Origin of the sequence: Clostridium ihumii AP5, from assembly GCF_000612845.1 — a bacterium.
In the GTDB taxonomy this organism is placed as follows: domain Bacteria; phylum Bacillota; class Clostridia; order Clostridiales; family Clostridiaceae; genus Clostridium_J; species Clostridium_J ihumii.
In genome coordinates this window covers 338,795-363,718 of sequence record NZ_CCAT010000083.1, presented here as the reverse complement: position 1 = coordinate 363,718, position 24,924 = coordinate 338,795, and the positions used below count along the sequence as shown (strand labels likewise).

The following is a 24,924-nucleotide window of genomic DNA, read 5'->3' as shown; positions in this document are numbered from 1 at the left end:
TAATTATATACAAAAATTATAACCTCTATTCTTATATATAGGAATCCAAGTTGGAACTTTAAGTTATTCATTTTTCAGTTGAGAATTATAATTAATTTAATTGAAAATTGAGAATGAATGTAAAAATTGGATTTCCAATTTTTAAGAATGATTTTTTATTAAATTTGCATAGCAAATTAATTGAAAACAATATAAAAACGTAGTTTTTAGGTATTTCTATTTTTAGATATTAGGAACGAAGTGAGTAATATCAACTATAACTTTTCACTTTTCACTCTTAACTCTTACTTGGTTCCAAATATAAAAATAAACTGTAAGATTAGTACTATCATTTGAGAAAGACATTACTTTAAATTTGAACTTGGAACCCTATAGATATATTTTACTATTAAGTTTGTATCCTTAGAAATACTTATAATCAATTATTAAATCTCTTATATAAATTCATTACTAATGTATCTTCAAATCCTATTTTTCTATATAGTTCTGCAGCTTTATTATTAATCTGAGTACACAACTCTACGCTAGTTCTATTATTTTTTATAGCATTATTAATAACATAATTAACTAAAGCTTTGCCAATACCTTTATTTCTATAATTTTCATCTACTACAAGATATTCTAAAACACAACACTGTTCATCTTCCATCAAAGACCAAACCACTAGACCCATTACTTTTTTATCTCTATCTAATACACATGAAGTAAAATAATCATCTCTTAAAAGATCATCATACTCTTCTTTACTTCCATTCCAATTAAAAGTACTATTTAAAATATTAAATATGCTCTCATTATAAGTAAGTTCTTCATTTTCCATCATTTTAATGTTGTATTTAACTTGTCTTTCTTTATTATCTAAATAACATACCATAACTCTATGATCACCATCATAAATCCATTCATTATCTTCATAAGCATTTCTCAATATCTTGTTACTATTTAGTGGTGCAGCTCTAAGTATTTTAATATTACAATTTTTTCTTTCAAGTATTAATTTTATAATATTCTTAACATTTTCTTCATTAAAATACTCTTTAATCACTATAGGACCTACAAAATATCCACTTTCTGAACCTTCTTCATACAAAATCCCAACAATACCTATAGGAATATCTTCATAATAAATTATTCCAATACTATCTTCTAAAGTACTATCATAACTTTCTATCTCATTTATAAATTCTTTAACTGTATCATATCTTGGATAACCAATACCCACATTATCATTAGCATTTGAATATCTCAACATTTCATCAATAAAATCAATATTTTCATTTGCATTGTATTTTATATGAAATCTCTTCATAATTTGCACCTCTCAAATTTATTCTATTAATAAACCATATTTAAAATTCAAATTATTTTTAATACTACATTCAAACTTATAACACTATAAATTCTTCATTATAAGTACTTTCTCCTGCATCATTTAACCGTTTATTAAAAATGTATTACAACTAAAGAAATCCAGGCATATACTTAATTGCCTGGATTTTTATATAAAAAACTTATTTTTGTTTACATTATGCTAACATACCGTATAAATTTTTAGGATTTTCTAATATTGGTACAAGAGATTGTGGAACACCTATGTTTTCTTCTCTTGATATATCATACATCAATCTTAAAATCGAAAAATCTTCCAAAGCAAACCCTACTGAATCAAATATAGTAATTTCATCTGGTTTTCTATCTATAGGTTTTCCAGTTTTAATTATGTTCCAAATTTCAGTTACTTTAAAATCTTCACCTCTATGCTGAATTTCGCCTTCTATACGACTTTGAGGTTCAAATTCAACATAAACATTTCCCATATCAAGAACTTTAGAATCAAGTTCTGTCTTACCTGGGCAATCCCCTCCAACACCATTTATATGCATGCCTGGCTCAACCATATCCGGTGTAATAATTATAGCATTCTTCTTATCTGCTGTAATAGTTGTTATAATATCAACACCCTTACATGCTTCCTTTGCACTACTACATTTAACTAATTTAAGATTTTTTACACCTTTTAGGTTTTCCATTAATTTTTCAGTAGCAACTGGATCTACATCATAACAATAAATTTCCTCTATTCCTAATACATGATGGAATCCAAGTGCTTGGAATTCACTTTGGCATCCGTTTCCAATTAACGCCATTTTCTTTGGATTAGGCTTAGCTAAATATTTTGCTGCCATTACTGAAGTAGCTGCAGTACGAATAGCAGTTGTTAATGTCAATTCACTTAAAAGTAATGGGAATCCTGTTGATACCTCTGCTAAAAGACCTATAGCCATTACTGTTAAAAAATTATGTTTAGGATTTTCTGGATGACCATTTACATACTTAAATGAATAAGTCTCTGAATCACCTACTGGCATCAATTCAAGAACACCTATATCACTATGATGAGCCGTTCTAGGAATCTTATGAAATTCCTCCCAACGTCTATAATCATCCTCCAAATATGGTATAAGACGCTCTATAACCTTTTCAGGACCAACTGACTTTAAATACTTTGCCATAGTAGGTAAATCAATATACCTTGTTTTCATAATAAACTCCCCCTCATATAATTTTATTCAACATTAACTATTCGGCCGAAGAATTGTAAATACTTATGAACTCTTTACTAAAAGTTCATTTTGAAAACGTTTAAGAATTACTTACATTATAAATATACCAAATTATTAGTTTTATGTCAAATAATGTTAATACTTTGTTAATAGTAGTCACGTAAAATTAACATCATTCACATTTAATGGTTAAATTATTGCACCTTATTATTTGTATTTAAAAAACTTCAAATAACAACTTACCAACTCACCTTTCAATCTTAACTAATTTTAAAAACTATAAAATAAATTAGCTACTACAAATATTTAATTTTTACGAATAACGATTTAAACATCATCTATCCGTGGCGCTAATTTAATTATAATTCTTAAATTTATATTCACATTATAATTCTCCGGGGTTAAAACCCCTGGCTACATAAAAGAATTAAAATCTATGTTTTTAGTAAGTATCTTTCTTGATATAATTTTTTCTATGTCTTATTATTGCAAATTTGTTAAGTTATATTTATGGATAGTGATGTTTAAATAAGTATTTCTTTTAAAACTGATTTAGAAAATCTTATTGGATTTTTATTTAATTTTTATGACCTAATCCAAGGACGGATTAGCCACTGCACCAGACAGGACGTCGCTTCAGTGGGAAGTCTTAAAAATTAAATGAAAAGACATTTAGAGTTTCTTTGAAGTTTTTACGAATAATGATTTAAACATCATCTATCAATCCATATCACTAATTTAATTTTTTACAAAAGTATTTAAACGCAAAAAATCACTTCCTATATTTAATAAGAAGTGATTCACATATACCTATTGAATTATTCTTCCCATCCTTCTGGGAATTCTGCATTGTGGTAAACTTCTTGAACGTCATCATCATCTTCAAGTAAGTCTAACATTTTTTGCATTTTCTTAGCTGTCTCTTCATCAATTGCAGTGTATGTATCTGGAATCATTTTTACTGCTTTGAAGGTCTTTTTTGAGTTTGTAAAGTCTATATATTAATATCCATTTCAGATATTTTTCTTCTTTGATAAAATCAGAGCATACACCGTAATCAAGAATACTGCATAAGTCAATGCATCTTGATTGTATGCCTTAGTGAAATTATATATTATCTCACAATATATTTCAATGAAAAGTTAATTTTATGCATAACTCAATGAATAATCACATAAAAAACAAATATAATAGCGACTTTCCTTATTTATTATTTCTTTGAAATATTTTATATTTCATTGGTTCAACATATGGCATGTCAATTATTGCATATTCAAATGGTTCAGCATAGTATTTATCAAACAATACAATGTTTTTACCATGTCCATTATTACATACAGTACTTTTAAACATTAATCCATCAAATCCCAATTGTTTAAAATATTCAGCCAAACAGTGAAATGGCTTATATTGATTACTTTTATCATCAGTTTTTATCGGTTTAAATAATTCTTCTGACATGAGTTTAAAATATATTTTTAATGCTAATTTTTCTACTTCACTATGTCGAGCTTCCTTTGTTTTAGCATCCTTAATTTGGAAAATAAAATTCTTTTCAATTTCCTCAAATGATTTATTATCTGCTATTGTTAAATCAATAATATTTTTATCAAAAGTTTGTAATTTTTCAGGTATTCTAAATTTACTAATTCCATATCTTTTTCTATCTTTTGCTCGCACTTCTTTCATAGCAACTTCTTCTATGTATTTATATTTTTTTTCTTCTCCCCATCTTGCCTTGCAAGCTAAATATAAATATTCTATGCCTTTAGGACTAAATCTATTATCATCTTTGATATAATCCTTATTGGGTAAAAATCTTTCAATTGATAACGGTTCTTTATCCTTAATTTTATCAAACTCAGTCGCTCTACAAAAACTATAATGACGATTTAATACTATAAAAGGTATTTTTATAAGATTATTATCTTTTTCATATTTCATCATATTATCTAAAACTGATAAAAAAGTTATTTCTTTTGCTTTTTTCAAATTAAAATATTGAACTTCATCATTAATTAATGCTTCTCTAAATTCTTCCCACTTTTCCTTATATGTTTTAATTAATGATGGTACGTTTTCAGTATCAAACATTATTATTCCTCCAAATTACATTTTTGTTTAATTATATCACATGATATATACTTCAACTTCGCAATCCTTTTACATTATTTTACTTTCACATAAAACTTCATTTGGGATGTTGTGTGTTTACAAATATGGTGTTGTCCATCTAGAAAACAAGCATCATTTTTTTCTAAAAAACAGGAGGGATATTAATATGACCATAACGAACAAGCGTAGCGCAGTGAGTATCTGAAGTGCACGCAGTAAGCAAAGATTATGTCAAATCCCTTTTCAATTAAAATGTACACAAATATACCCACTACTTATAGAAATATATAGCTAGTGCTGTATTTTGTGTACACTCTTAATTATTCAAAAATTCTTTTACTTGAATCCAAATCTGTTATAGTATCTACTCTAGTTCTTTTCTTGTTAATTCTAATAGTACCATCCTTTACTTCATATCCACTATTGATTACAATTTGCTTAATACTAGTCCACTTTAAAATGCTTTTCATCTCACCATATACATTTACTATTTTACATAATTCTTTTTTATCTTTTGCAGTCAATGGTCTTTCCAAATATTCTTTAGGAACAGATATTTTAATATCATCAATACAATTTTTAGCCTTAAATATTTCAGCTTTGATATCCTTTCTAATTCTTGAGCGTGACTGTATTTGTGTATCAGTTTGAGTATCATTGCAAATCATTATTTCTATATCTTCATCTTTAATATTGATTCCTGTTTCATATGCTCCATTAATAATCAAAACTTGATAAGGTGATGGAATAAGTCCAGTAGTTATAATGCTCTTTCTTACACTTTTTTGTTCATCATTCATTGGATGATTTCCATTACTCATACTCCATAATGCTATTGAACTCAATCCAACGGATTCACAAATTTTAATCATGTCTTGACATTTAGTAATCCTATTTGTGTATATTAGCGCCTTTTTACCATACTTGAAGCCATTGTAAGCTTTTAAATAATGGTTTAAGTTTCTGTAATTATTAAAGAAAAATGTGAAATCTGAATGAAGTCTTCTTATATCATCTCTATTGGATAAATTAATTACATTCCAATTATCATTAGAAATACAGGATATTTCTGAATCATCTTTAGGCAATAACCAGTTCATTTCTCTTTTTATCCTTTCATGTGTTGCAGTGAAACCTACAACTTGAATGCCGTTTTGGGCTCTTGAATGAATATCCTGAATAACTTGAGTATAATGTTCTATTTCCTTGTCTTTATTATCAAATCTGTCTTTATATTTGTATAGATTATGAATTTCATCACATACAATAGTTTTAACATCTGCATATTTAGGCTTATCTCTTTCGTAAAACCATTTGGCATATGTCATTACGGTACAGTTATATTTGTCTAAATCAAATCCATGTTTAAATCCGTCTACCGCAATTACTTTATCTTTAAATATTTCATCTTTTAAAACTGAATCTTTTAAATTGCTTGTATCACATAAATAAACGCTTCGTTCAGATGGATTCAGCAAAGTATTAAATACATAATATGTTTTACCACTTCCAGCTGGCACTACAATTAAATTTATTTTGTTCTTATGAAGCATTATCCCTTCATTTTTTATAATTTCGTTAACAGTTAATTTTTTCATTTGTTAACAACCTCCTAAAAATTTTTAACTATGTTATTTTCATAGTATGTATTTAGTTCATAGTGTTTTTAGGAGTAAGATTGCTGGAGCATAAGCTCCAACATCTTAATAATAGTAACGATTTTCCCTTTGTATTCTTCGATACTCTCTTTCTTCTTCTTCCATTAGCATCATTTTATAGTTTTTTAGTGGTTCTCCAAAAGCTACTTTAGGCTCCTTTCTTGTTGTATCAATTGGTGTTAAAGTAATTTTAAAATCTTCATGTTTGTTTAAATCTTTCATATTTGATATTCTCCTTTTGATTAAAATTTTCATTTTATTTCTTTTAATTCTGCAACTATAATTAATTCACTTTTTTATAATTGCCTTATGTTTATATTGTATAAATCTTTTTTGCAGAGTAAACTTTAACAAAAAAAGATTTGAACAATTTTTTATTTTTGTCCAAATCCCTTAATTTATCTTCATTATTTTTTTATTTTTCTTTTATTGTTTTCTCTTATGAGAGTGCTTTTTGATATTCCTGTAATTTCAACAACCTCGCTATAACTTTTCTCTCCACCATTTACTGATAGTAAGCTCAAAGCATGTTGCAATTGTTTATCTGTATATGACTTAGGTCTGCCTTCTTTAAAGCCTTCCTTAGTTCTTGCTATCGCTTTTCCCTCTTGTGTTCTTTCAATTATCATATCTCGCTCAAACTCTGCAAAACTAAAGAATATATTTCTTATCAACTTTGAAGCTGGAGTGTTATCCATAACCCCTATATTTAAAATATTCACTTTAATTCCCTTTTTAAGCAACTCATTAACAAGTTCGCTTCCTTGAGTCATGCTTCTAGCAAATCGGTCGAGCTTACATACTACTAATGTATCTCCATCTTTTAGCTTATTCAATAGCTTTGTAAACTCTGGTCTATCTGTTTTAGTTCCTGTAAAAGAATCTTGATATACCTTATCTACTCCATTCTCTTTTAACTTCTCTATCTGACTTTCTAAACTGTTTCCATCATTAGCCTGTCCTTTTGTTGAAACTCTTGCATATCCATAAATCATAATTAAAACCTCATTTCTCAGTCTAAACTTTTGACACTAAGTTTAGAAACCATTCTATATACTGATTTTACGTTATGATTTAATCGGTGTCAATACTTTTAAGTTTTGATATCGTTTCAAATTTCATATATTTTTTTGTCCACCTTGTAGTGAAGTATCTACTATTCTGTAATTCTCTTTGACATAGATTTTCTTTTTATCCTTGTTATATACACCAAAAGATGATACTACTAAATTAGTTACAATATTTTTGTATAATTTTCACCTTTATAATCCATCAATATTACTATGTTTAAATTTTTTATACTTTCCTAAGCATAAAAAAAGCATCTATGCAAGATGCTTTTAGATAAATGCATTTATCAATTTTTTAATAATAATTATCATCAGTATTCTTATATAATTTATTTATCTGCCATTAATCATTTCTTTATAAATAGTCTCTAATTCTTCCTTTTCATCGCAATCATAATATAATGCCTCAGATTTGCATGCAGTAGAAAGAGCTAATTTTTTAGCTTTAATCATTTTAAAAAAATTAGTATCTTTGTTATTAAGTTTTTTAAAATCATTAATATTAAAATCAAGTATATATTTTTTATCTCCTTCATCTGAAACCTTATAAATTACTTTTGTGAGACCATGAGCAGCTTCCCACTTGTTTTCACTACCAGTTAAGCCTTTATAAGAAAATATTATTCCAAATTTACAATCTCCACATACTTTTAATAAAGTATTAAACTTTCCAACCCAGGTTACTCCGACTGAATCATCATAATTTTTACATTCACCTAAAAAGAAATCTCCTCGAAATTGTAGTAGCTCTCTCGAGAAGCCTTGAGAATATATACTTTGTTTACCATAATCACTAATTACTATTAATTGGTCAATTTCATTAGTAGACGTTCTTTTATTAGGATATACCTCAAGAAAATAACTTCTTTCAATAATAAAATTAACTATATCTTCTAAAGCATCGCCCTTACTTTTAGTCACTATTTTTTCTTTACAATCATCCTTACACTTTCCATAACTATATTTAAGCTGTTTTAATAAAATATCATATTCTTTATAATCATCATCAGTCCATGAGGAAAATTTATAAAATTCCTCTACTTTTTCTTTATCATTTTCTTTTAATTTTATAATATCAGCAGTACTTAATCCCCTACTCATCACGTATCACCTTATAAATAAGTATTGTATTATCAACAGGATTCAACTTATGATTTTCATCACAATACAAGTCCTTCGGAAACTCATTTAAACTTTTTAATTGTTTTATATCAAGATACTTATTACATATACTACAATATACTTCAAATCTATATTCTAATATTCCCATCTTCTTGATTTCATCCAAAACTTTATATACCACTGGATAATCTGAATTAATTATAGATTTTATATTATTAGGATATATATCTTTTCCTTTTTTCCAAAACTTCATATTATCAATCAATAAATCTATTCTATATTCATTAATTATCGCACTTTTTATCAAGTTCTTTTTTACATCCGATAATATAATTGGTAACATAATTCATCATCTCCTCATCACCTAATTCATCAGAATACTTAAATAAAGTATATTCTTCATTTTTATAACCATGTGTTAATAAAATCTTTATCTTCTTTTCTTCCCATAAAATTTTTACTGATGGCAAAGATGATGTTTCTTCTATCTCCTCCATAAAGTCATCTAATATTTTTTTTATTTCTTTAGTATCGTCGCTTTTTTCAAACTTATCTTTTTCTTTATATAATAATTTCTTTAATTCTCCTAATATAGGTATCATTAATTCCTCATTTGATGCTGAATCTAAATATGCCATCATCCCATCTCTGCGCATCTTTAGTGCAACAATTGTTACATCATCAACCTTTTCTTTCTTCATATATCTTACTATTGATTCAAAGTTTATATTATCAATCATAACTCTTGAATCTTCATTAAAGCAAAGCATACTTCGCAACCAAGCAAGAACACTATTAATGTTATCTTTATAAAATGATTCTTTATTTTTATATGCAAATGTTACTGTATCTAATCTAATTTCTAAAGCGTCAATATCTTTATGTATTATAGCCAATATTGGATATTTTATTCTTTTGTTTTCATCATCTCTATTTTTTAAATAGATACTAAATTTAAATATAGTTTTATCATCCATTATTTTATATGTTGGATTCATTACTGTAAAATTAACATTATCATATTCTGTAATATCATCCGAAAATTTCTTTATTTTAACACCCTTCAATTTTTCTAATAAAGCATCATCATAATTCGATATAGCGAATATTGAACAATATCTATAGCCTTTTTCATATTCAAACATTTCTATCTCTTTGATAGTTCTATCATGATTATCTAATATATATTTCATAGTATCTTTAATACTATTACACATTGTTACATCTAACAAATTTTTATCATTTTTTTGTCTTCTATCAATATGAATTTCTTTTTTTTCGCTTAGTCTCTTGATAATTTTTTTCTGAAAGTAAGCTGGATACTCATTTAAAACAGTTTCTTTAATTATTTTAGTATATTCATCAAAATTCACTTTATGCACATCCTCTATAAATATATAAATCAATTTTAACACATTAATATACTTTTGATAATATTTTTACCATTTAAACCTTATATTTATTTAAGTTTAATTTTATTACCATATGTTTTTCACCAACCATATTAAACTTTAATTGTTTGGTATACTCATTGAGAACCTCATTTAATACTTCTGTTATTACTGCACAGATATGCATATCAGCTTTACCATTCAAAACTTGTCCTGAATGTTTTTATCTTTTACTAATACTTACCCACTCTTTAGAGTGCCAAGTTTCCACCACAACTGTTATTTCAAGGTTATTGGTCGTTGCCCACCTTTCATATCATCAATACCTTACATAAGTTCTAACAGAAGTAATTCCCTTATGATTTATGATATAGTTGATTTTTTGCATTGGCTCAACTTACCTAATCTATATTTTTCTTGCTAGAGTGCATATACAAGTAACCTCCCCCTAAAAAGGGTATAGTAAATAAAGCGTTGCACACCTTTCTTTTTTGAAATACAATTAATTTATGGTTTTAATTATAATCCTCTATTTGAAGAGGCTTCAAAGTTTTATAAAACGATATTTAGTTTTGATAGTTACAATTGGCGTGGTAGCTATTTTAAAATTGTGTTTGAGCATAATAATGCCTGCAAGTATAGGATATCATCTTATTTTAACTTCCTTACCATATATTTTTTCAACTGCTTCACCAGTTATTCTCTTACCCATATATGATTTAAAATATAGCTTATACTTTATAATACTATCTTTAATATATTCCAATTTTACTATTTCATAATTAATCATTATCTTTTAAGAAGTCTCTTTCTTTATATAACTCTTTTTCATGTCTTACTAATATAAATTTATTAACTTATATTTATGGATAGTGATGTTTAAATAAGTATTTCTTTAAAAACTGATTTAGAAAATCTTATTGAATTTTTATTTAATTTTTATGACCTAATCCAAGGACGGATTAGCCACTGCACCAGACAGGACGTCGCTTCAGTGGGAAGTCTTAAAAATTAAATAAAAAGACATTTAGAGTTTCTTTGAAGTTTTTACGAATAATGATTTAAACATCATCTATCAATCCATATCACTAATTCAATTTTTTACAAAAGTATTTAAACGCAAAAAATCACTTCCTATATTTAATAAGAAGTGATTCATATATACCTATTGAATTATTCTTCCCATCCTTCTGGGAATTCTGCATTGTGGTAAACTTCTTGAACGTCATCATCATCTTCAAGTAAGTCTAACATTTTTTGCATTTTCTTAGCTGTCTCTTCATCAATTGCAGTGTATGTATCTGGAATCATTTTTACATCAGCTTCTAAGAATTCTATTCCTTGTGCTGCTAATGCTTCTCTAACTGTTCCAAAATCTTCTGGTGTAGTTGTTACTACATATACTTCGTCTTCTACTGCAAAATCTTCTGCTCCTGCTTCTAATGCCATCATCATCATTTCGTCATCATCTTTATCTTCTTTTTCTATGATGATTTCACCTTTTTCTTGGAACATGAAACCTACGCAACCTGAGTTACCCATGTTTCCGCCACCTTTTGTAAAGGCATTTCTAACATTTCCTGCAGATCTATTTTTGTTATCTGTAAGAACATCAACTATTACAGCTACTCCATTAGGACCATATCCTTCATAAACTATATTTTCATAGTTTACTGCTGATAATTCTCCTGATGCTTTTTTTATTGCTCTTTGAATAGTATCATTTGGCATATTTGCTGCTTTAGCTTTTGCTATAACGTCTCTTAACCTAGCATTTGTATCTTCGCTTGGTCCTCCGTTTTTAACAGCAACAACTATTTCCTTACCTATTTTAGTAAATATTTTACCTCTTTTAGCATCTACTTTACCTTTTTTCGCTTGTATATTGTGCCACTTTGAATGTCCTGACATTTTATTTCCTCCTAACTAATATATCAATAATGCTTATGCATCCCATTTTTAAATATTACTGCAATATTATAACATATCAAAAGTTTGCTTTCAAATTCTTGACTATATAGTTATAAATTTATTTTTATAGGTTTATGCTTCTTTATAAAGTCTATGTTCCATTTTAAAGTAATACTCTTCATCTTCATCTTCTATTATAACTTTTCCATTAGTACATTCTGTGAATTTCTCACACATGTTATTAAAGTTATTACTTTCACAATATATTATTATCTCAACTTTATCAGTATATACAGTATCTTCTATATGCCACTGATTTTGTCCACATACATACTGTATTTTCCCAAGCAAATCATAATCTATTGTAAATTTCACTTGAATTCCTTTTACCTTTTCAACTATTCCAGCTACTTTTATAGCTTCTGATGCCCCCTTAGAATATGCTCTTACAAGACCACCAGCCCCTAAAAGAATTCCACCAAAATATCTAGTAACAACTACTGCAACATCAGTTAAATCATTTTTCTTTATTACTTCTAATATAGGAATTCCTGCTGTTCCTTGTGGTTCTCCATCATCACTATATCTTTGTATATTTTTTTTCTCGCCTACAATATAAGCAGAACAATTGTGTGTTGCTTGTTTATGCATATTTTTTATTTTAGTAACAAATTCTTTTGCCTCTTCTTCTGTTGTTACTCTTTTTACATATCCTATAAACTCTGATTTTCTCTCTTCAAATTTAGCTTCAGCTTCATCTTTAACTGTAAAATAACTCATAACCACTCTCCAATCTATTTTTTCATTATTTCAAAATATTCTTCACAAGCTTTCTTTATATATGAAAGTTCTGTTTTTTCATCAATACATTTTATCTTTTCAAATGCTTTTTCACTTCTTATTTTTGCTAAAGATTTTATAGCATAACTTACTACTTGACCATTTTCATCTTGTAATGCCCTTAAAAGTGCCATCTCGCACTTGTTATCTCCAATCTTACCCAATGCAGAAATAGAAAGCCTTCTTATATTTACAAATTTATGTACTGTTGACTTTATTAAAAAATCCACTGCTTTCTCTGCTCTTAATTCTCCTAGCATCCATACAGCTGCTTCTTTTTCCTTTAACGAAATATTTAAATGATTATTTAATATATAATCTATAAGCTTAGTTTTGTTTACCACATCTAAACTATTTAATATATAAATTCTTTCATTCTTTGCAATATTGGCTAGATTATTAAATAAGTCTTGTATATTCTCACTTTTAGTTAAATATCTATACTTAATTTTGGCTGAAATAATATGTCTTTGTATTTCGCTTTTATCTCTATTTCTAATCTTACTTATAGTATCTAAAGATTTTCCTTCTAAATGCAAAAAATACGATATCTCTTCTTCTGAATATTTATCAATAAAATTCCAATCGAACTTAACTAATCCACTACTAATCTTTCTCACCACCAACATTTTATAGAGTTTTAAGTTAAACGTTAACCCTATAATTATTAATTCTATATACATATATTATAATATAAATTTAAAATTTAATCATTTAAAAGAAAAGAAGAAATTGAATTATCAATTTCTTCTTTTATGTTTATTCTATAATGTATTTTTGACACTTATTATAAACTTCTTCATCACCTTGAACTTCCATTAAAGTTCCTTCTGCTTCATATGCTTCACTATCAACTTTTCCATTTCTATGAAGATATGCAACTGTACTTGAATCACTATAAGGTATTAATACTTTAAATGATTTTAATTTATATGGAAGTAATTCTGTACATTCTTTTAATAGTAAATCTAAATTTATATTTTCTCTAGCAGATATTTCTATAATTTTATAATTACTATTCTTTTCTTTTAATTCTTGTAATTTTTCTTCATCTGCATTATCTACTTTATTTAATACTAATATTGTTGGTTTATCATCTGCTTTAAGCTCTTTTAATATGTCCTCAACTACTTCTATTTGTGATTGTGCATCACTATTAGAACTATCTACAACATGAAGTATTAAATCAGAGTATATAACTTCTTCTAAAGTTGATTTAAAAGCTTCTACTAAATCATGAGGAAGTTTTCTTATAAATCCTACTGTATCTGTCATAGTAGCAACTCTATTATCTGGAAGCATAATTCCTCTAGTTGTTGTATCTAAAGTTGCAAAAAGCATATCTTTTACAAATACTTCTTCTTTTACATTAGCAGACTTCAAAGGATATAAATCACATAACTTATTTCTTAATGTAGATTTTCCCGCATTTGTATAACCTGCTAAAGCTATTTTAGACACGCTATCTTTATTTCTCTTTTCTCTTTGAACACTTCTTATATGTTTAATCTTTTCAAGTTCTCTTGAAAGTTCTAAAATTCTTTCTCTTATATGTCTTTTATCTGTTTCTAATTTCTTTTCTCCTGGGCCTCTAGTTCCTATACCACCACCTGTTCTTGAAAGTACTGTTCCAAGACCAGCAAGTCTTGATAATCTATATTTAAGTTGTGTTAACTCAACCTGTATTTTACCATCTCTTGTTTTAGCCCTTCTTGCAAATATTTCTAATATTAATGTTGTTCTATCTATTACTTTTACACCTAATGCTTGCTCTAAATTTCTAACTTGTGCACCAGACAATTCCTCATCAAAAATTACAACATTAGCTCTTAATGATTGTCTAATCATTGCTATTTCTTCTACTTTTCCTCTTCCTACATAAAAAGCAGGATCTATTTTGTTTTTACTTCTTTTTTGAAGCACTGAATATACCGGAAAAACTTCACATGCTTTTGTAAGTTCAGATAATTCTTCTAAACTTTCTTCATCTTCTGTTCCTACCAATATAGCTTTTTCTTTTGTTTCTTCTATAATCTCATTTTCTTTTATTATACTTTCTATGTATTTTATTTTATCCATTAAATCGAAGTTTAATAAATCTTCTGTTGATTTAATACTTATTTCTTCTTCTACTAATATGTTATTTGATACATCACAAAATCCTATATTATAGCATAATGGTTTTTCATTACTTACACCTATAGCTACTATAGCATCTAATTTCAACTTTAATAATGCTGATATATCTAAAGCTGAAAGTTTAGGATTTCCATTAGGATGGGTATGTATTATTCTAACACCAGATAACTTTCCTTCTTTTACATCAATTAATGGCATATCTACAGTAGTGCTATCACCAACAGCAACAGTTATTATATTACCTTTTCTATCTATAGCTACACTTACTTCTCTATCTAAATCTATAGTTGCTTTTTTTAAAACTTCTATAATCTCTTCTGTTACTACTGTATACTTAGGGACTTTTAAATCAAGTATTGTTTCTAAACTATTAAGTATAGATTTTTTTACACCTTCTATATTTCCATCTATCATAAACTCACCGTCCAAACTTTTCTTAATATTTATTTTATTAATATTAGATTATTGTTATTTATTATTTGAAAATAACATAAAATATAATCAAAATATTTTATAAAAACCGAATTTTTCTTTATTTACGGTTGACAACTTTCATTTAATTTTATACTATTACTTCATTATTGTAAATATTATTTAAGGGACGTGATTCTATGGAAAACAAAAAAGTAAACGTATTATTTTCTAAAGAAGAAATTGATAAAGCTAATGAACGTTTAGGTGCTGAAATTTCAAAAGATTATGAAGGCAAAAAACTTTATGTTCTTTCTCTTTTAAGAGGTAGTTTTATATTTGCTGCTGATTTAGTAAGATATATTTCTGTACCAACAAAAATAGGATTTATGACAACATCTAGCTATGGTCATAACGAAGAATCTTCAGGTAATGTTATTATTGTGAATGATGTACCTGACAATATAGAAGGATTTGACGTACTTATCGTAGATGACATAGTTGATAGTGGTATTACTATGAAATTTGTAGTTGATCATGTTAAATCTTTAGGTGCAAATTCAGTTAAATGTTGTAGTCTTTTAGATAAACCATCTAGAAGAAAAGCAGATATAAAACCTGATTATTGTGGTTTTTCAATTGAAGATTTATTTGTAGTAGGCTATGGATTAAACTATGGTGATTATTATAGAAATATTCCTTACATATTTAACTGGGAAAGCTAAAAAAGGGCTATATAGCCCTTTTTTTATTTTGCATTAAGATCTACAATAGATGATTCCGGTATTTTTCCAACTATTATAGTCTCTGCTATTGGTACTTGTGTAACTACTTTAACATCATTACTTGTAGTGGGTAATATAACCTTTACTGTGGCTGTAACTTCTACGTATATTTTATGCCTAGTTTGATTTATACCTGCACTTTCAAAATCTGATATATACTTAGATTCAACATATCCTATTGGTTGCATTTTAGCTTTTATTCTAGGTCCAAAATTGGATAAAAGATTATTTTTAGTAATGTATCCTATAGGAAACTCAATTTCTTCATCCTCCAAATTTTTCAACTTATCTTGTATATCTAATGATAATTCTGTAGCTATCTTATTCATTTTTAAAGTATCTGCTTTTAATAAGACTATATTTCCTTTTTCATCTTTATCAAATTTTACAATTTCTTCATAATTGAAATTATCTATGTATTTTTCAATGATAGTTTCATTAATAAGATTAACTGATTTTGCACGCATCTCTCCATCACAAATAACTAATATAGTGGGAAGTATTATCTCATCAAAGTAGTACATAAAAGCCATTAATACAGTTAATATAAATATTATTATAGATATTAGCTTTATTTTCTTCCCTTTTTTCATTAAAATTACCTTCCTTTTGTTTTTTTTACATATTTATGATTAATTTATTAAAAATTAGTAATAATATATTATATGTGTATTAATTTATATACAGAATAAAAATATGGTAATTTTATTAATTCCTTTGATATGATATAATACAAGGAATAAACTACGAAAAGTTTAAGAAATCTTAAGGAGGACGCCTTATGAGTGAAAATAAAGCTAAAAAATCAAAGCCTAAAAAGCCTAAATGGAAAAAAGTTGTTAAGGTAATATTAATTACAATACTTGTATTGTTTTTTTCTTGTGCCGCTATCGGTACAGGTGTTATATATGGAATTGCTCAAACTTCTCCAAAACTTAATTTAGACGCTTTCTTAGAAGTAGAAGAAACATCAACTATATATGACTCTAAATCGAATTTAATAGATGAATTCATTACTCCCGAACGTAGAATTACTGTAACTTCTGAAGAAGTTCCTAAAATTTTAAAAGATGCTTTTGTAAGTATAGAAGATGAACGTTTTTATACTCATCCAGGAATCGATATTAAAAGACTCGGTGGTGCTGTACTTGAAGATATAAAAATAGTTTTAGGTCTTTCTAAAGGCAATCTTCAAGGTGCTTCTACAATTACTCAACAATTAGTAAAGTATAGATATTTTCTTGAAGATTCATTAGAAAATAGAACCTCTATTAAAAGAAAAGTTCAAGAAATGGATTTAGCTTTAAAAGTTGAAAAAGAATTAAGCAAGGAACAAATATTAAATTCCTATATGAACATAATTTTTCTTGGTGGAACATCTCATGGTGTAGAAGCCGCTTCACAAATGTACTTTAATAAATCAGTAGGAGACTTAACAATAAAACAAGCTGCCTTTATTGCTGGTGCTGCTCAAAATCCAACTGTTTCACATTATAATGCTTATGAAAATTATAAAAATGGAACACCTTTTGACTCTCCAAGAACTAAAGCAGTACTTGCTAAAATGTTAGAACTTCAAAAAATATCTAAAGTGGAATATGATACTGCAATGAATGAACCACTAACATTTACATTTTCTAAAAAATCTATAAATATGATGAATTATGAATATTTTTCAAGACCTGTTATTAACGAAGTTGTTAATGATATGGTTAATGTTTATAAAATTAGCAAATCTGAGGCTTTAGAAAAACTTATGTATGGTGGATATAAAGTATATACTACTATGGATACAGAACTTCAAAACAAAGTTCAATCTGTAGTTGATGATGCTAATGGTGAAATTATTAATCCAAATAATTTTCCAAAAGCTCAAGCTTCTGCCGTAATCATGAATTATAAAACAGGTGAAGTTAAATGTATAATCGGTGGTCGTGGAACTCCAGAACCTAACTCTTACAATAGAGCTGCTTCTGAAAATTTCTTAAGATCTCCTGGTTCTAGTTTGAAGCCACTTACAGTTTATGCACCTGCTATTAATGAAAAAATATTAACTGCTGGAAGTATGGTAGAGGATTCCCCTATACCTAGTGATATAGGTTCTAAGTATGGAAATCCACCATATGATCCAAAAAATTCACCACCAACTTATGATGGATATATGACTGTTAGAGATTCTATTAGAAGTTCTAAAAACACTGCTGCTACAAAAATTGTAGATAAAGTTAGTTTAGCCACTTCTGTAAGTTATGGTGAAAAATTTAAAGTTCAATTAGATGAAGAAGACAAAGCTTCAATGGCTGCTATAGCATTAGGCCAATTAGACGGTGGCTCTTTAGGTGGTACAAATCCATTAACTCTAGCTGCTGCCTATGGAACTTTTGGAAATAACGGAGTATATACTAACCCTAAACTATATACTAAAGTTTTAGATAGACATGATAAAGTTATTTTAGACAATAAGTTAGAAACTGAAACTATTCTAACTCCTCAAGCTTCTTATATAATTTATGATTTATTAAAAGAGCCTATAATAGGAACAGGTCCTAGTGCAAACTTTGGAAATATGGAAATACGAGGTAAAACTGGTACATCATCATTCTCTAATGACGTTACATTTGCTGGTTTAACACCATATTATTCTGCAGCTGTTTGGATAGGAAATGATGATTATAGTTCACTAACTAATGAAGCTGCAGGTATTTATATGAATAGTGATATTCCTGCATTACTTTGGGGACGAATTATGGGTATAGCACATGAAAATTTACAATATGCTGAAGTTCCTAGACCTAACGGAATTGTAAATTTAGACGTTTCTAGAGACTCTGGAACATTGCCAACAGAACTATCATATAAAGATCCTAGAGGTAATAGAGTTTACACTGAAATGTTCATAGCTGGTACTGAACCATCATCTTTAGATAATATTCATGTAGAAGCAAAAGTTGTAAAAGGAGAAGATGGCAAATACTACTTACCATCTGATAAAACTCCAAAGGATAAAATAGAAACAAGGGTATTTATTAAAAGAGATTATAGCCCTTCAGCAACTTTAAATGATTCTCAATGGGTTTTACCAACCGAAAAAGATCCAACAGTCTATAAGGAGAAGGAACCATCTAAACCTAATAAACCTACAGTTCCTGTAAAACCTGAGGAACCTCCTAAAAATGAGGTTCCGCCTAAAGAAGATGATCCATCTAAACCTATAGATCCATCTAAACCTGCTGAAACTACTGAAAATTTTATTCACAATTTATTTTCAGCAATATTTAAAAGCTAATATTTGAGCATTATAAAAAGGTTATCTAAAATATTAATTTATATTTTAGATAACCTTTTTAAATTTTATTATTGTTTTGATTTTGGTTTACTTATTATTGACATTATATATCCAAAAACTATTGCAGCTGCAATCCCACCAGCTGCTCCTTGAACACCGCCTATAAACACTCCTAAAAATCCTTCTTTGTCAACAGCTCTCATTACTCCATTAGCAAGTGAATAACCAAATCCAGGAAGTGGAATAGTTGCACCTGCTTTACCTATCTTAACTATTTTCTCATATATTCCCAGCGCTTGTAATATAACACCACTAGTAACAAATAGTACAAGTATTCTTGCTGGAGTTAATTTTGTTGTATCCATAAGTATTTGACCTATAACACAAATTATTCCGCCTACTATAAATACTGATAAATATTCGCTCATTTAATTCTCCCCCATTTCTACTGCAACTGCATGTGCAATTCCTGGTATACTTTCACCTTGCAAAGGAGATATACTATTTAATAATGCACCTGTAGAAATTAAAAGAACTCTTTTAAACTCACCATTTAGTAGTCTTTTATATATATATGACCCCATTACTGAGGCTGAGCATCCACAACCACTACCACCAGAGTTAGTTCCTTGATTTTCATCATCATATATTTCATCTCCACAGTCTATGTAGTTATTTCTAATATCAATATTAAATTCCAAAAGCAACTTTTCAGTTATGCTTTTCCCTACTTTTCCCAAATCACCTGTTACTATTAAATCATAGTAGTCAGGTTTTAATTTAGTATCTTCAAAATGTTGCCTTATTGTATCTACTGCTGCCGGAGCCATAGCTGCACCCATTTCATTTGGATCTTTTATACCATAGTCTTTAACTTTTCCTGTGGTGATATAAGTTATATATGGTTTATCTTTTTCTTGAACACTACTAACCATCATAGCCCCAGCTCCTGTTACTGTCCATTGTGCACTTGGTGCACGTTGACTTCCCATTTCTAATGGCATTCTAAACTGCCTTTCTGCAGCTGAAAAATGTGATGAAGTTGATGCAATAACATATTTTCCACAACCAGATTCAACACACATACCAGCAACTGATAAAGTTTCAGTCATATTAGAACAAGCACCATACATTCCTATATATGGTATTGATATATCTCTTGCCATAAAACTAGATGAAAATAATTGATTTAATAAATCTCCACTAAATATATAATTTACATCACTTTCTTTTAATCCTGCATTGCTTATACAACCCTGTACTGCAATATAATGCATTTTACTCTCTGCCTTTTCAAAGCTTTCACAATTACACATGTCATCTTCTAGTACATTATGAAATTCATCTTTTAATGGTCCTTGACCTTCTTTAGGACCAACAACAGTATAAGTTGATATTATCCTAGGTTTACTTTCTAATTTTACTGTTTGCTTTCCTATTCTAACAGCCATATAATCACCACCTCATAAAATAATAAAAAATACCAACTATTATAGATGAAGTTATTCCATAAGCTAATACTGGTCCTGCAATTGTAAATATTTTAGCTCCAACACCTAATATATATCCCTCATTTTTATGTTCTATAGCAGGAGATACTACCGAATTTGCAAATCCAGTTATTGGCACAACTGAACCAGCACCTGCATAATCACCAATTTTATCGTATACTCCTAATCCTGTTAAACTAGCACCAATAAATATCATTATTATGGGTAAATATACTTTAGCTTGTTCAATACTTATTCCAAATGCAATTAATATGTTATATATAATTTGTCCTATTGTACAAATCAATCCTCCTGTCCAAAATGCTCTAAAACAATTTCTAAGCAATTTAGGTTTTGGTGTTTCTGATTCATATAATTTTTCAAATTTCTTTTTTATAGTTTTTTCTTTCATAAATAAATTTCACCTCACTTATTAAAAATTTCTTTTACATATGTTTTATTATTAGTATTTACTCAATATATTATTCTTAAATAAATAAATAAAGCTAAGTGGCACGTTCTAACCACTTAGCTTCTCTTTCATTTTCTTTAAAACTCTTTTTTCTATCCTTGAAACTTGAACTTGACTTATACCTAACATTTTAGCTACTTCTATTTGTGTTTTATCTTTAAAATATCTAAGCATTATTATTTGTCTTGATTTATTATCTAATTTTCCTAGTGCTTCTTTTAATGCAATTTTATCTAATACTTCTGTGTCTTCTTCATAATCCTCACTTAATTTATCTATTAATAGTACCGGAGCCCCGTCATCATGATGTATTGTATCATATAAATATTGCATATTATTAGATGCTTCTAGTGCTGTTATTATTTCTTCCTTATCTATTCCTGAAAATTCAGATAATTCCTCAACCGTTGGCTCTCTTCCAAGCGTTTTTGCCAACGTATCTTTATCATAATGTATTTTCTTTGCAATAGTTTTTATGCTTCTACTAACTTTTATTATTCCATCATCTCTTAAAAATCTTTTTATCTCTCCTACTATCATAGGTACAGCATATGTTGAAAATTTAACATTAAAACTATTATCAAAATTATTTATTGCTTTTACAAGTCCAATACATCCTATTTGAAATATATCATCATACTCATATCCTCTATTAAGAAATTTCTTACTTAAAGAAGAAACTAAAGGTAAATTCATTTCAACTAAGTAATCAAGAGCTAATTTGTCACCATCTTTTGCCCTTTTTATAAGTTCCATATTATCATTATAATTGTATCCATTAGATTTACTATTTTCGTTCATAATATTCACCTATCTTAAGGAATTAAAAGTTTTGCTCATAGTAACTTTAGTTCCTTTTCCCTTTTCAGATAAAATTTCTACTTTATCCATAAAAGTTTCCATAACAGTAAATCCCATTCCTGATCTTTCTAAATCTGGTCTTGATGTATATAATGGTTCTCTTGCTTTTTCCAAATCATCTATACCAACACCTTCATCTATAACAACAACTGTAAGTTTATTATCATCTATATACCCTTCTAATTTTACTAATTTACTTTCATCTTCTTCATATCCATGAATTATTGAATTTGTAACAGCCTCAGAAATAGCTGTTTTTATGTCACTTATTTCTTCTATTGTTGGATCAAGTTGAGCAGCAAATGCTGATACTACCACTCTTGCAAAGCTCTCATTTTCAGATTTACTTAGAAATTCTACTTTCATCTCATTATGTTTCATTTTTACATACCTCCATTAAATGCTTCCAATAGCATCTTTTACATCATCATAAACATCTATAATCTTAAATAAACCTGATAGTTCAAAAATCCTTTTTACATTTGGTTTTAAATTAGTAACACATAATGTTCCACCCTTTGCTGCTAATTTCTTATATCTTCCTATAACTGCTCCAATACCTGAACTATCCATAAAAGATATTCCTGAGAAATTTAAAATAAGTTTATTAATCCCATCTACTTCCATTTTATCATCTATTTTATTCCTAAGCTCTGACGCACTATGGTGATCTAATTCCCCTACAAGTTCAACAATCATTTTATCATCTGCATTGCTAAAAGTTAAAATCATATCCCTACCTCCAGATTCTATATTTTGGTAACTTATAATTATATGTATAACAACATCATAATATTACTTTTTAATTATAACATATATTATATTAAATTACATTATTTTCCTATTATTTTACATAATAATTTTCCTTTTGTCTAGATGTACATAGTTCTAAATTTGAAATTTAATAATTTTGATCCATTTTAAGAAATTATTTATAAAAATGTAGAAGGTATATGAAAAATAAACTCATATACCTTCTACATTTTTATATTACTTTTTCAATTAAATTTATTTCTTCAGATGTAAGTTTAAAATATTTATATAAACTTTCATTATCATATTTTTCTATTTCATTTATGTTAGGTATTAAAAGTTTCATAAGATTATTGGGATAATACTCATATAAATCCTCACCTAACTTCTTTGCAAAAGACTTAAAATAAAATTCATATAATTTACTATTTAATATATACAATAGATATTTGTAATTGAATTCCATATCTTCTTTTAATATAAGTGCGTATACATCTGCACTAAAGTAGCTGCCTGAGTCTAATGAAAATTTATTGCTTGCAGCTTTAAATGGAAATATTATTTTTTCTTTTTCAAATATTTCTTTGTTTCTACCCCATTGAAGTTGATACCATTTTCTAACACCCTTTACACATTCTCTTCTTCCACTTAATTTTTGTTTATAAAATGCTATATGATTTATACAATTTAAATATTTTTTCTCGTCTTCTATAGAGTCGGAATATATTAAATAACTTTTTTTTCTATTTACTTCATTTTGTTTTATAAAACTTCCTTTTATCCATGGTTTTAATATATCATTCTCTAACTTTTCTACTTTTACAGTTATTTCATCTACAACAAAAGCTTTATCACATCCAGTTATAATTCCCTGATGACTTGTACATATATCTGAAAGTTTTACTTCACATTTTTCTTCTATTTTTTCAATTATTCGCTTAACACTATCACTTTTCAAAATCCATCTGTCTTTTTCTAAACCTTTTTGACTTATTAAAAACTTGCTATATTCTAATCCTTCATTTAAAAACAATGATTTGTAAAACTTATCGTCTTTTCTCCCTTTATCAGATATTGGTTTTATAATTTCAACATCCTTATATTCCATATCTAATGACTTTTTCTTATTCATAAATATTATTACTGGATCTATTCCTATTCCTTTAAATGGCCTAACACCATAAAAATCTACTATTCTTTCTATGTGTGTGCTTTCCGTAAGTGTTTTTCTAAGTTCACTACCACTAGAAGACTCTAAAAAATATCTAGATGTTATAAATCCTATTTTTCCATTACTTTTACATACATTTAAAGATTTTTCAAAGAAACAATATGAAATATCACTTTTATCCTTAAAAATATTTTTATATGCTTCTTTTAATTTTAATGAATATTCCTTATTTATAGATTTAGGTCCTACATATGGAGGATTTCCTATTATAATATCAAATTTATTATCTGCATCCCAAAATAAAAAATCTGTATTTAAGAAATTCTTTTCATCAAAAAAATTACTATAATAAAATAAATCTATTTTTAATATTTTTAAAGCTAATTTATCTATATCAAAACCAAACAAATTATTTTTTATAATATGTTCACTTAGATTGTTTTCATTTAGTTTTAATTTATTTTTCTTATTAACTTCTTTTAAGTTTTTTATATAAATATTATAAAGATGTAAAAAACAAGGTATTATAAGATTTCCGGCTCCACAAGCTGGATCTGTTATTTTTATATAAGGATTATTTATAACGTTTTCCTCTATTATAGTATTTTCAACAATATACTTACTTATTGGATATGGAGTATAAACTATACCCTTTTCTTTATTTTCTTTTAACGACTCATAGTAATATTCCCCTATCATTTTACTATCATCTATCTTTATATCTCTTTTAAAACTATTTATGGCTGTTTGTTTAAATACTTGATCTATAGGACTTTTTAGAAGTTCATACAATTCTTCTATTTTTTTTATTATGTCTAACTCCACAATAACTTCCCCCTTTTCCCAAAAGTTCAAAATATTTTATCAAGTTCAGTATATCATATT

At 27.4% G+C, this 24,924-nt stretch carries 25 protein-coding genes and 1 pseudogene; 2 read left to right on the top strand and 24 right to left on the bottom strand.

Annotation, left to right across the window (positions count from 1 at the left end):
* Positions 1-418: 418 nt before the first annotated feature.
* The 16 genes and pseudogenes from BN346_RS17355 to hflX all read right to left on the bottom strand — a co-directional run bounded on the left by BN346_RS17355 (position 419) and on the right by hflX (position 15,224).
* The gene (locus tag BN346_RS17355) at positions 419-1,309 is read right to left on the bottom strand and encodes a GNAT family N-acetyltransferase (RefSeq protein WP_040330237.1); all 891 of its coding nucleotides are present in this window, start codon (positions 1,307-1,309) and stop codon (positions 419-421) included.
* Positions 1,310-1,526: 217 nt separating this feature from the next.
* The gene (locus BN346_RS17350) at positions 1,527-2,543 is read right to left on the bottom strand and encodes an ornithine cyclodeaminase (protein ID WP_203226306.1); all 1,017 of its coding nucleotides are present in this window, start codon (positions 2,541-2,543) and stop codon (positions 1,527-1,529) included.
* 839 nt (positions 2,544-3,382) lie between these two features.
* Positions 3,383-3,526, bottom strand: a pseudogene (locus tag BN346_RS21040) (YebC/PmpR family DNA-binding transcriptional regulator); the annotation flags it as partial.
* 241 nt (positions 3,527-3,767) lie between these two features.
* Positions 3,768-4,658, bottom strand: coding sequence for an RES domain-containing protein (locus BN346_RS17345; protein ID WP_040330235.1), 891 nt, complete (start codon positions 4,656-4,658; stop codon positions 3,768-3,770).
* A gap of 341 nt (positions 4,659-4,999) precedes the next feature.
* On the bottom strand, positions 5,000-6,277 hold the full coding sequence (locus BN346_RS17340) for a DEAD/DEAH box helicase family protein (RefSeq protein WP_040330233.1): 1,278 nt from the start codon (positions 6,275-6,277) through the stop codon (positions 5,000-5,002).
* A 105-nt stretch (positions 6,278-6,382) separates the two neighbouring features.
* Positions 6,383-6,559 (bottom strand): hypothetical protein, encoded by a 177-nt coding sequence (locus BN346_RS21795; RefSeq protein WP_158644511.1) that lies wholly within the window; start codon positions 6,557-6,559, stop codon positions 6,383-6,385.
* A gap of 185 nt (positions 6,560-6,744) precedes the next feature.
* On the bottom strand, positions 6,745-7,332 hold the full coding sequence (locus BN346_RS17335) for a recombinase family protein (protein WP_040330232.1): 588 nt from the start codon (positions 7,330-7,332) through the stop codon (positions 6,745-6,747).
* Between the two features lie 408 nt (positions 7,333-7,740).
* Positions 7,741-8,508, bottom strand: coding sequence for a hypothetical protein (locus BN346_RS17330; protein WP_040330231.1), 768 nt, complete (start codon positions 8,506-8,508; stop codon positions 7,741-7,743).
* Complete coding sequence (locus BN346_RS20705) at positions 8,501-8,872, bottom strand: hypothetical protein (RefSeq protein WP_051540478.1); 372 nt, start codon at positions 8,870-8,872, stop codon at positions 8,501-8,503. Before BN346_RS20705 ends, BN346_RS17330 begins: the two co-directional genes overlap by 8 nt.
* A complete protein-coding gene (locus BN346_RS17320) occupies positions 8,814-9,902 on the bottom strand; it encodes a hypothetical protein (protein ID WP_040330230.1) in 1,089 nt (362 codons plus the stop codon). Before BN346_RS17320 ends, BN346_RS20705 begins: the two co-directional genes overlap by 59 nt.
* A gap of 73 nt (positions 9,903-9,975) precedes the next feature.
* Positions 9,976-10,125, bottom strand: coding sequence for a hypothetical protein (locus BN346_RS21790; RefSeq protein ID WP_158644510.1), 150 nt, complete (start codon positions 10,123-10,125; stop codon positions 9,976-9,978).
* A 441-nt stretch (positions 10,126-10,566) separates the two neighbouring features.
* Positions 10,567-10,710 carry a hypothetical protein gene (locus BN346_RS21785; protein WP_158644509.1) on the bottom strand — a complete coding sequence of 48 codons (144 nt, stop codon included), beginning with the start codon at positions 10,708-10,710 and terminating at the stop codon, positions 10,567-10,569.
* A gap of 383 nt (positions 10,711-11,093) precedes the next feature.
* On the bottom strand, positions 11,094-11,831 hold the full coding sequence (locus tag BN346_RS17315; RefSeq protein ID WP_040330229.1) for a YebC/PmpR family DNA-binding transcriptional regulator: 738 nt from the start codon (positions 11,829-11,831) through the stop codon (positions 11,094-11,096).
* Between the two features lie 132 nt (positions 11,832-11,963).
* Positions 11,964-12,611, bottom strand: a complete 648-nt coding sequence (locus BN346_RS17310; RefSeq protein ID WP_040330228.1) for a YigZ family protein — start codon at positions 12,609-12,611, stop codon at positions 11,964-11,966.
* Between the two features lie 14 nt (positions 12,612-12,625).
* The gene (locus BN346_RS17305; protein ID WP_040330342.1) at positions 12,626-13,282 is read right to left on the bottom strand and encodes a HEAT repeat domain-containing protein; all 657 of its coding nucleotides are present in this window, start codon (positions 13,280-13,282) and stop codon (positions 12,626-12,628) included.
* Between the two features lie 148 nt (positions 13,283-13,430).
* Positions 13,431-15,224, bottom strand: coding sequence for a GTPase HflX (hflX, locus tag BN346_RS17300; RefSeq protein WP_040330227.1), 1,794 nt, complete (start codon positions 15,222-15,224; stop codon positions 13,431-13,433).
* Between the two features lie 197 nt (positions 15,225-15,421).
* Here hflX and hpt point away from each other — a divergent pair, with 197 nt between their 5' ends.
* A complete protein-coding gene (gene hpt / locus BN346_RS17295; RefSeq protein WP_040330226.1) occupies positions 15,422-15,946 on the top strand; it encodes a hypoxanthine phosphoribosyltransferase in 525 nt (174 codons plus the stop codon).
* 23 nt (positions 15,947-15,969) lie between these two features.
* On the opposite strand, the gene yunB is transcribed toward hpt, so the two are convergent.
* Entirely contained in the window at positions 15,970-16,599 is a 630-nt protein-coding gene (gene yunB / locus BN346_RS17290; protein ID WP_051540477.1) for a sporulation protein YunB, read from the bottom strand.
* A 188-nt stretch (positions 16,600-16,787) separates the two neighbouring features.
* Between yunB and BN346_RS17285 the strand changes: the two genes are divergently transcribed.
* Complete coding sequence (locus BN346_RS17285) at positions 16,788-19,292, top strand: transglycosylase domain-containing protein (protein WP_074432734.1); 2,505 nt, start codon at positions 16,788-16,790, stop codon at positions 19,290-19,292.
* Between the two features lie 68 nt (positions 19,293-19,360).
* On the opposite strand, the gene spoVAE is transcribed toward BN346_RS17285, so the two are convergent.
* The 7 genes from spoVAE to BN346_RS17250 all read right to left on the bottom strand — a co-directional run bounded on the left by spoVAE (position 19,361) and on the right by BN346_RS17250 (position 24,864).
* Positions 19,361-19,720, bottom strand: coding sequence for a stage V sporulation protein AE (gene spoVAE, locus BN346_RS17280; RefSeq protein ID WP_040330224.1), 360 nt, complete (start codon positions 19,718-19,720; stop codon positions 19,361-19,363).
* Positions 19,721-20,743, bottom strand: a complete 1,023-nt coding sequence (spoVAD, locus tag BN346_RS17275) for a stage V sporulation protein AD (RefSeq protein WP_040330222.1) — start codon at positions 20,741-20,743, stop codon at positions 19,721-19,723.
* 4 nt (positions 20,744-20,747) lie between these two features.
* Entirely contained in the window at positions 20,748-21,194 is a 447-nt protein-coding gene (spoVAC, locus tag BN346_RS17270; protein WP_040330221.1) for a stage V sporulation protein AC, read from the bottom strand.
* 108 nt (positions 21,195-21,302) lie between these two features.
* Entirely contained in the window at positions 21,303-22,055 is a 753-nt protein-coding gene (sigF, locus tag BN346_RS17265; protein ID WP_081771052.1) for an RNA polymerase sporulation sigma factor SigF, read from the bottom strand.
* Positions 22,056-22,064: 9 nt separating this feature from the next.
* Positions 22,065-22,496: an anti-sigma F factor gene (gene spoIIAB, locus BN346_RS17260; RefSeq protein WP_040330220.1), complete on the bottom strand. Its 432-nt coding sequence runs from the start codon at positions 22,494-22,496 to the stop codon at positions 22,065-22,067.
* A gap of 15 nt (positions 22,497-22,511) precedes the next feature.
* Entirely contained in the window at positions 22,512-22,847 is a 336-nt protein-coding gene (gene spoIIAA, locus BN346_RS17255) for an anti-sigma F factor antagonist (RefSeq protein WP_040330219.1), read from the bottom strand.
* Positions 22,848-23,100: 253 nt separating this feature from the next.
* Positions 23,101-24,864: an Eco57I restriction-modification methylase domain-containing protein gene (locus BN346_RS17250; protein WP_341350024.1), complete on the bottom strand. Its 1,764-nt coding sequence runs from the start codon at positions 24,862-24,864 to the stop codon at positions 23,101-23,103.
* Positions 24,865-24,924: the final 60 nt, after the last annotated feature.

Excerpts from the sequence above, each read along its gene's own strand:
- BN346_RS17355 (WP_040330237.1), bottom strand. The coding sequence starts at position 1,309 with ATGAAGAGATTTCATATAAAATACAATGCAAATGAAAATATTGATTTT.
- BN346_RS17350 (WP_203226306.1), bottom strand. The coding sequence starts at position 2,543 with ATGAAAACAAGGTATATTGATTTACCTACTATGGCAAAGTATTTAAAG.
- BN346_RS17345 (WP_040330235.1), bottom strand. The coding sequence starts at position 4,658 with ATGTTTGATACTGAAAACGTACCATCATTAATTAAAACATATAAGGAA.
- BN346_RS17340 (WP_040330233.1), bottom strand. The coding sequence starts at position 6,277 with ATGAAAAAATTAACTGTTAACGAAATTATAAAAAATGAAGGGATAATG.
- BN346_RS21795 (WP_158644511.1), bottom strand. The coding sequence starts at position 6,559 with ATGAAAGATTTAAACAAACATGAAGATTTTAAAATTACTTTAACACCA.
- BN346_RS17335 (WP_040330232.1), bottom strand. The coding sequence starts at position 7,332 with ATGATTTATGGATATGCAAGAGTTTCAACAAAAGGACAGGCTAATGAT.
- BN346_RS17330 (WP_040330231.1), bottom strand. The coding sequence starts at position 8,508 with ATGAGTAGGGGATTAAGTACTGCTGATATTATAAAATTAAAAGAAAAT.
- BN346_RS20705 (WP_051540478.1), bottom strand. The coding sequence starts at position 8,872 with ATGTTACCAATTATATTATCGGATGTAAAAAAGAACTTGATAAAAAGT.
- BN346_RS21785 (WP_158644509.1), bottom strand. The coding sequence starts at position 10,710 with ATGATTAATTATGAAATAGTAAAATTGGAATATATTAAAGATAGTATT.
- BN346_RS17315 (WP_040330229.1), bottom strand. The coding sequence starts at position 11,831 with ATGTCAGGACATTCAAAGTGGCACAATATACAAGCGAAAAAAGGTAAA.
- BN346_RS17310 (WP_040330228.1), bottom strand. The coding sequence starts at position 12,611 with ATGAGTTATTTTACAGTTAAAGATGAAGCTGAAGCTAAATTTGAAGAG.
- hflX (WP_040330227.1), bottom strand. The coding sequence starts at position 15,224 with ATGATAGATGGAAATATAGAAGGTGTAAAAAAATCTATACTTAATAGT.
- hpt (WP_040330226.1), top strand. The coding sequence starts at position 15,422 with ATGGAAAACAAAAAAGTAAACGTATTATTTTCTAAAGAAGAAATTGAT.
- yunB (WP_051540477.1), bottom strand. The coding sequence starts at position 16,599 with ATGAAAAAAGGGAAGAAAATAAAGCTAATATCTATAATAATATTTATA.
- BN346_RS17285 (WP_074432734.1), top strand. The coding sequence starts at position 16,788 with ATGAGTGAAAATAAAGCTAAAAAATCAAAGCCTAAAAAGCCTAAATGG.
- spoVAE (WP_040330224.1), bottom strand. The coding sequence starts at position 19,720 with ATGAGCGAATATTTATCAGTATTTATAGTAGGCGGAATAATTTGTGTT.
- spoVAD (WP_040330222.1), bottom strand. The coding sequence starts at position 20,743 with ATGGCTGTTAGAATAGGAAAGCAAACAGTAAAATTAGAAAGTAAACCT.
- spoVAC (WP_040330221.1), bottom strand. The coding sequence starts at position 21,194 with ATGAAAGAAAAAACTATAAAAAAGAAATTTGAAAAATTATATGAATCA.
- sigF (WP_081771052.1), bottom strand. The coding sequence starts at position 22,055 with ATGAACGAAAATAGTAAATCTAATGGATACAATTATAATGATAATATG.
- spoIIAB (WP_040330220.1), bottom strand. The coding sequence starts at position 22,496 with ATGAAACATAATGAGATGAAAGTAGAATTTCTAAGTAAATCTGAAAAT.
- spoIIAA (WP_040330219.1), bottom strand. The coding sequence starts at position 22,847 with ATGATTTTAACTTTTAGCAATGCAGATGATAAAATGATTGTTGAACTT.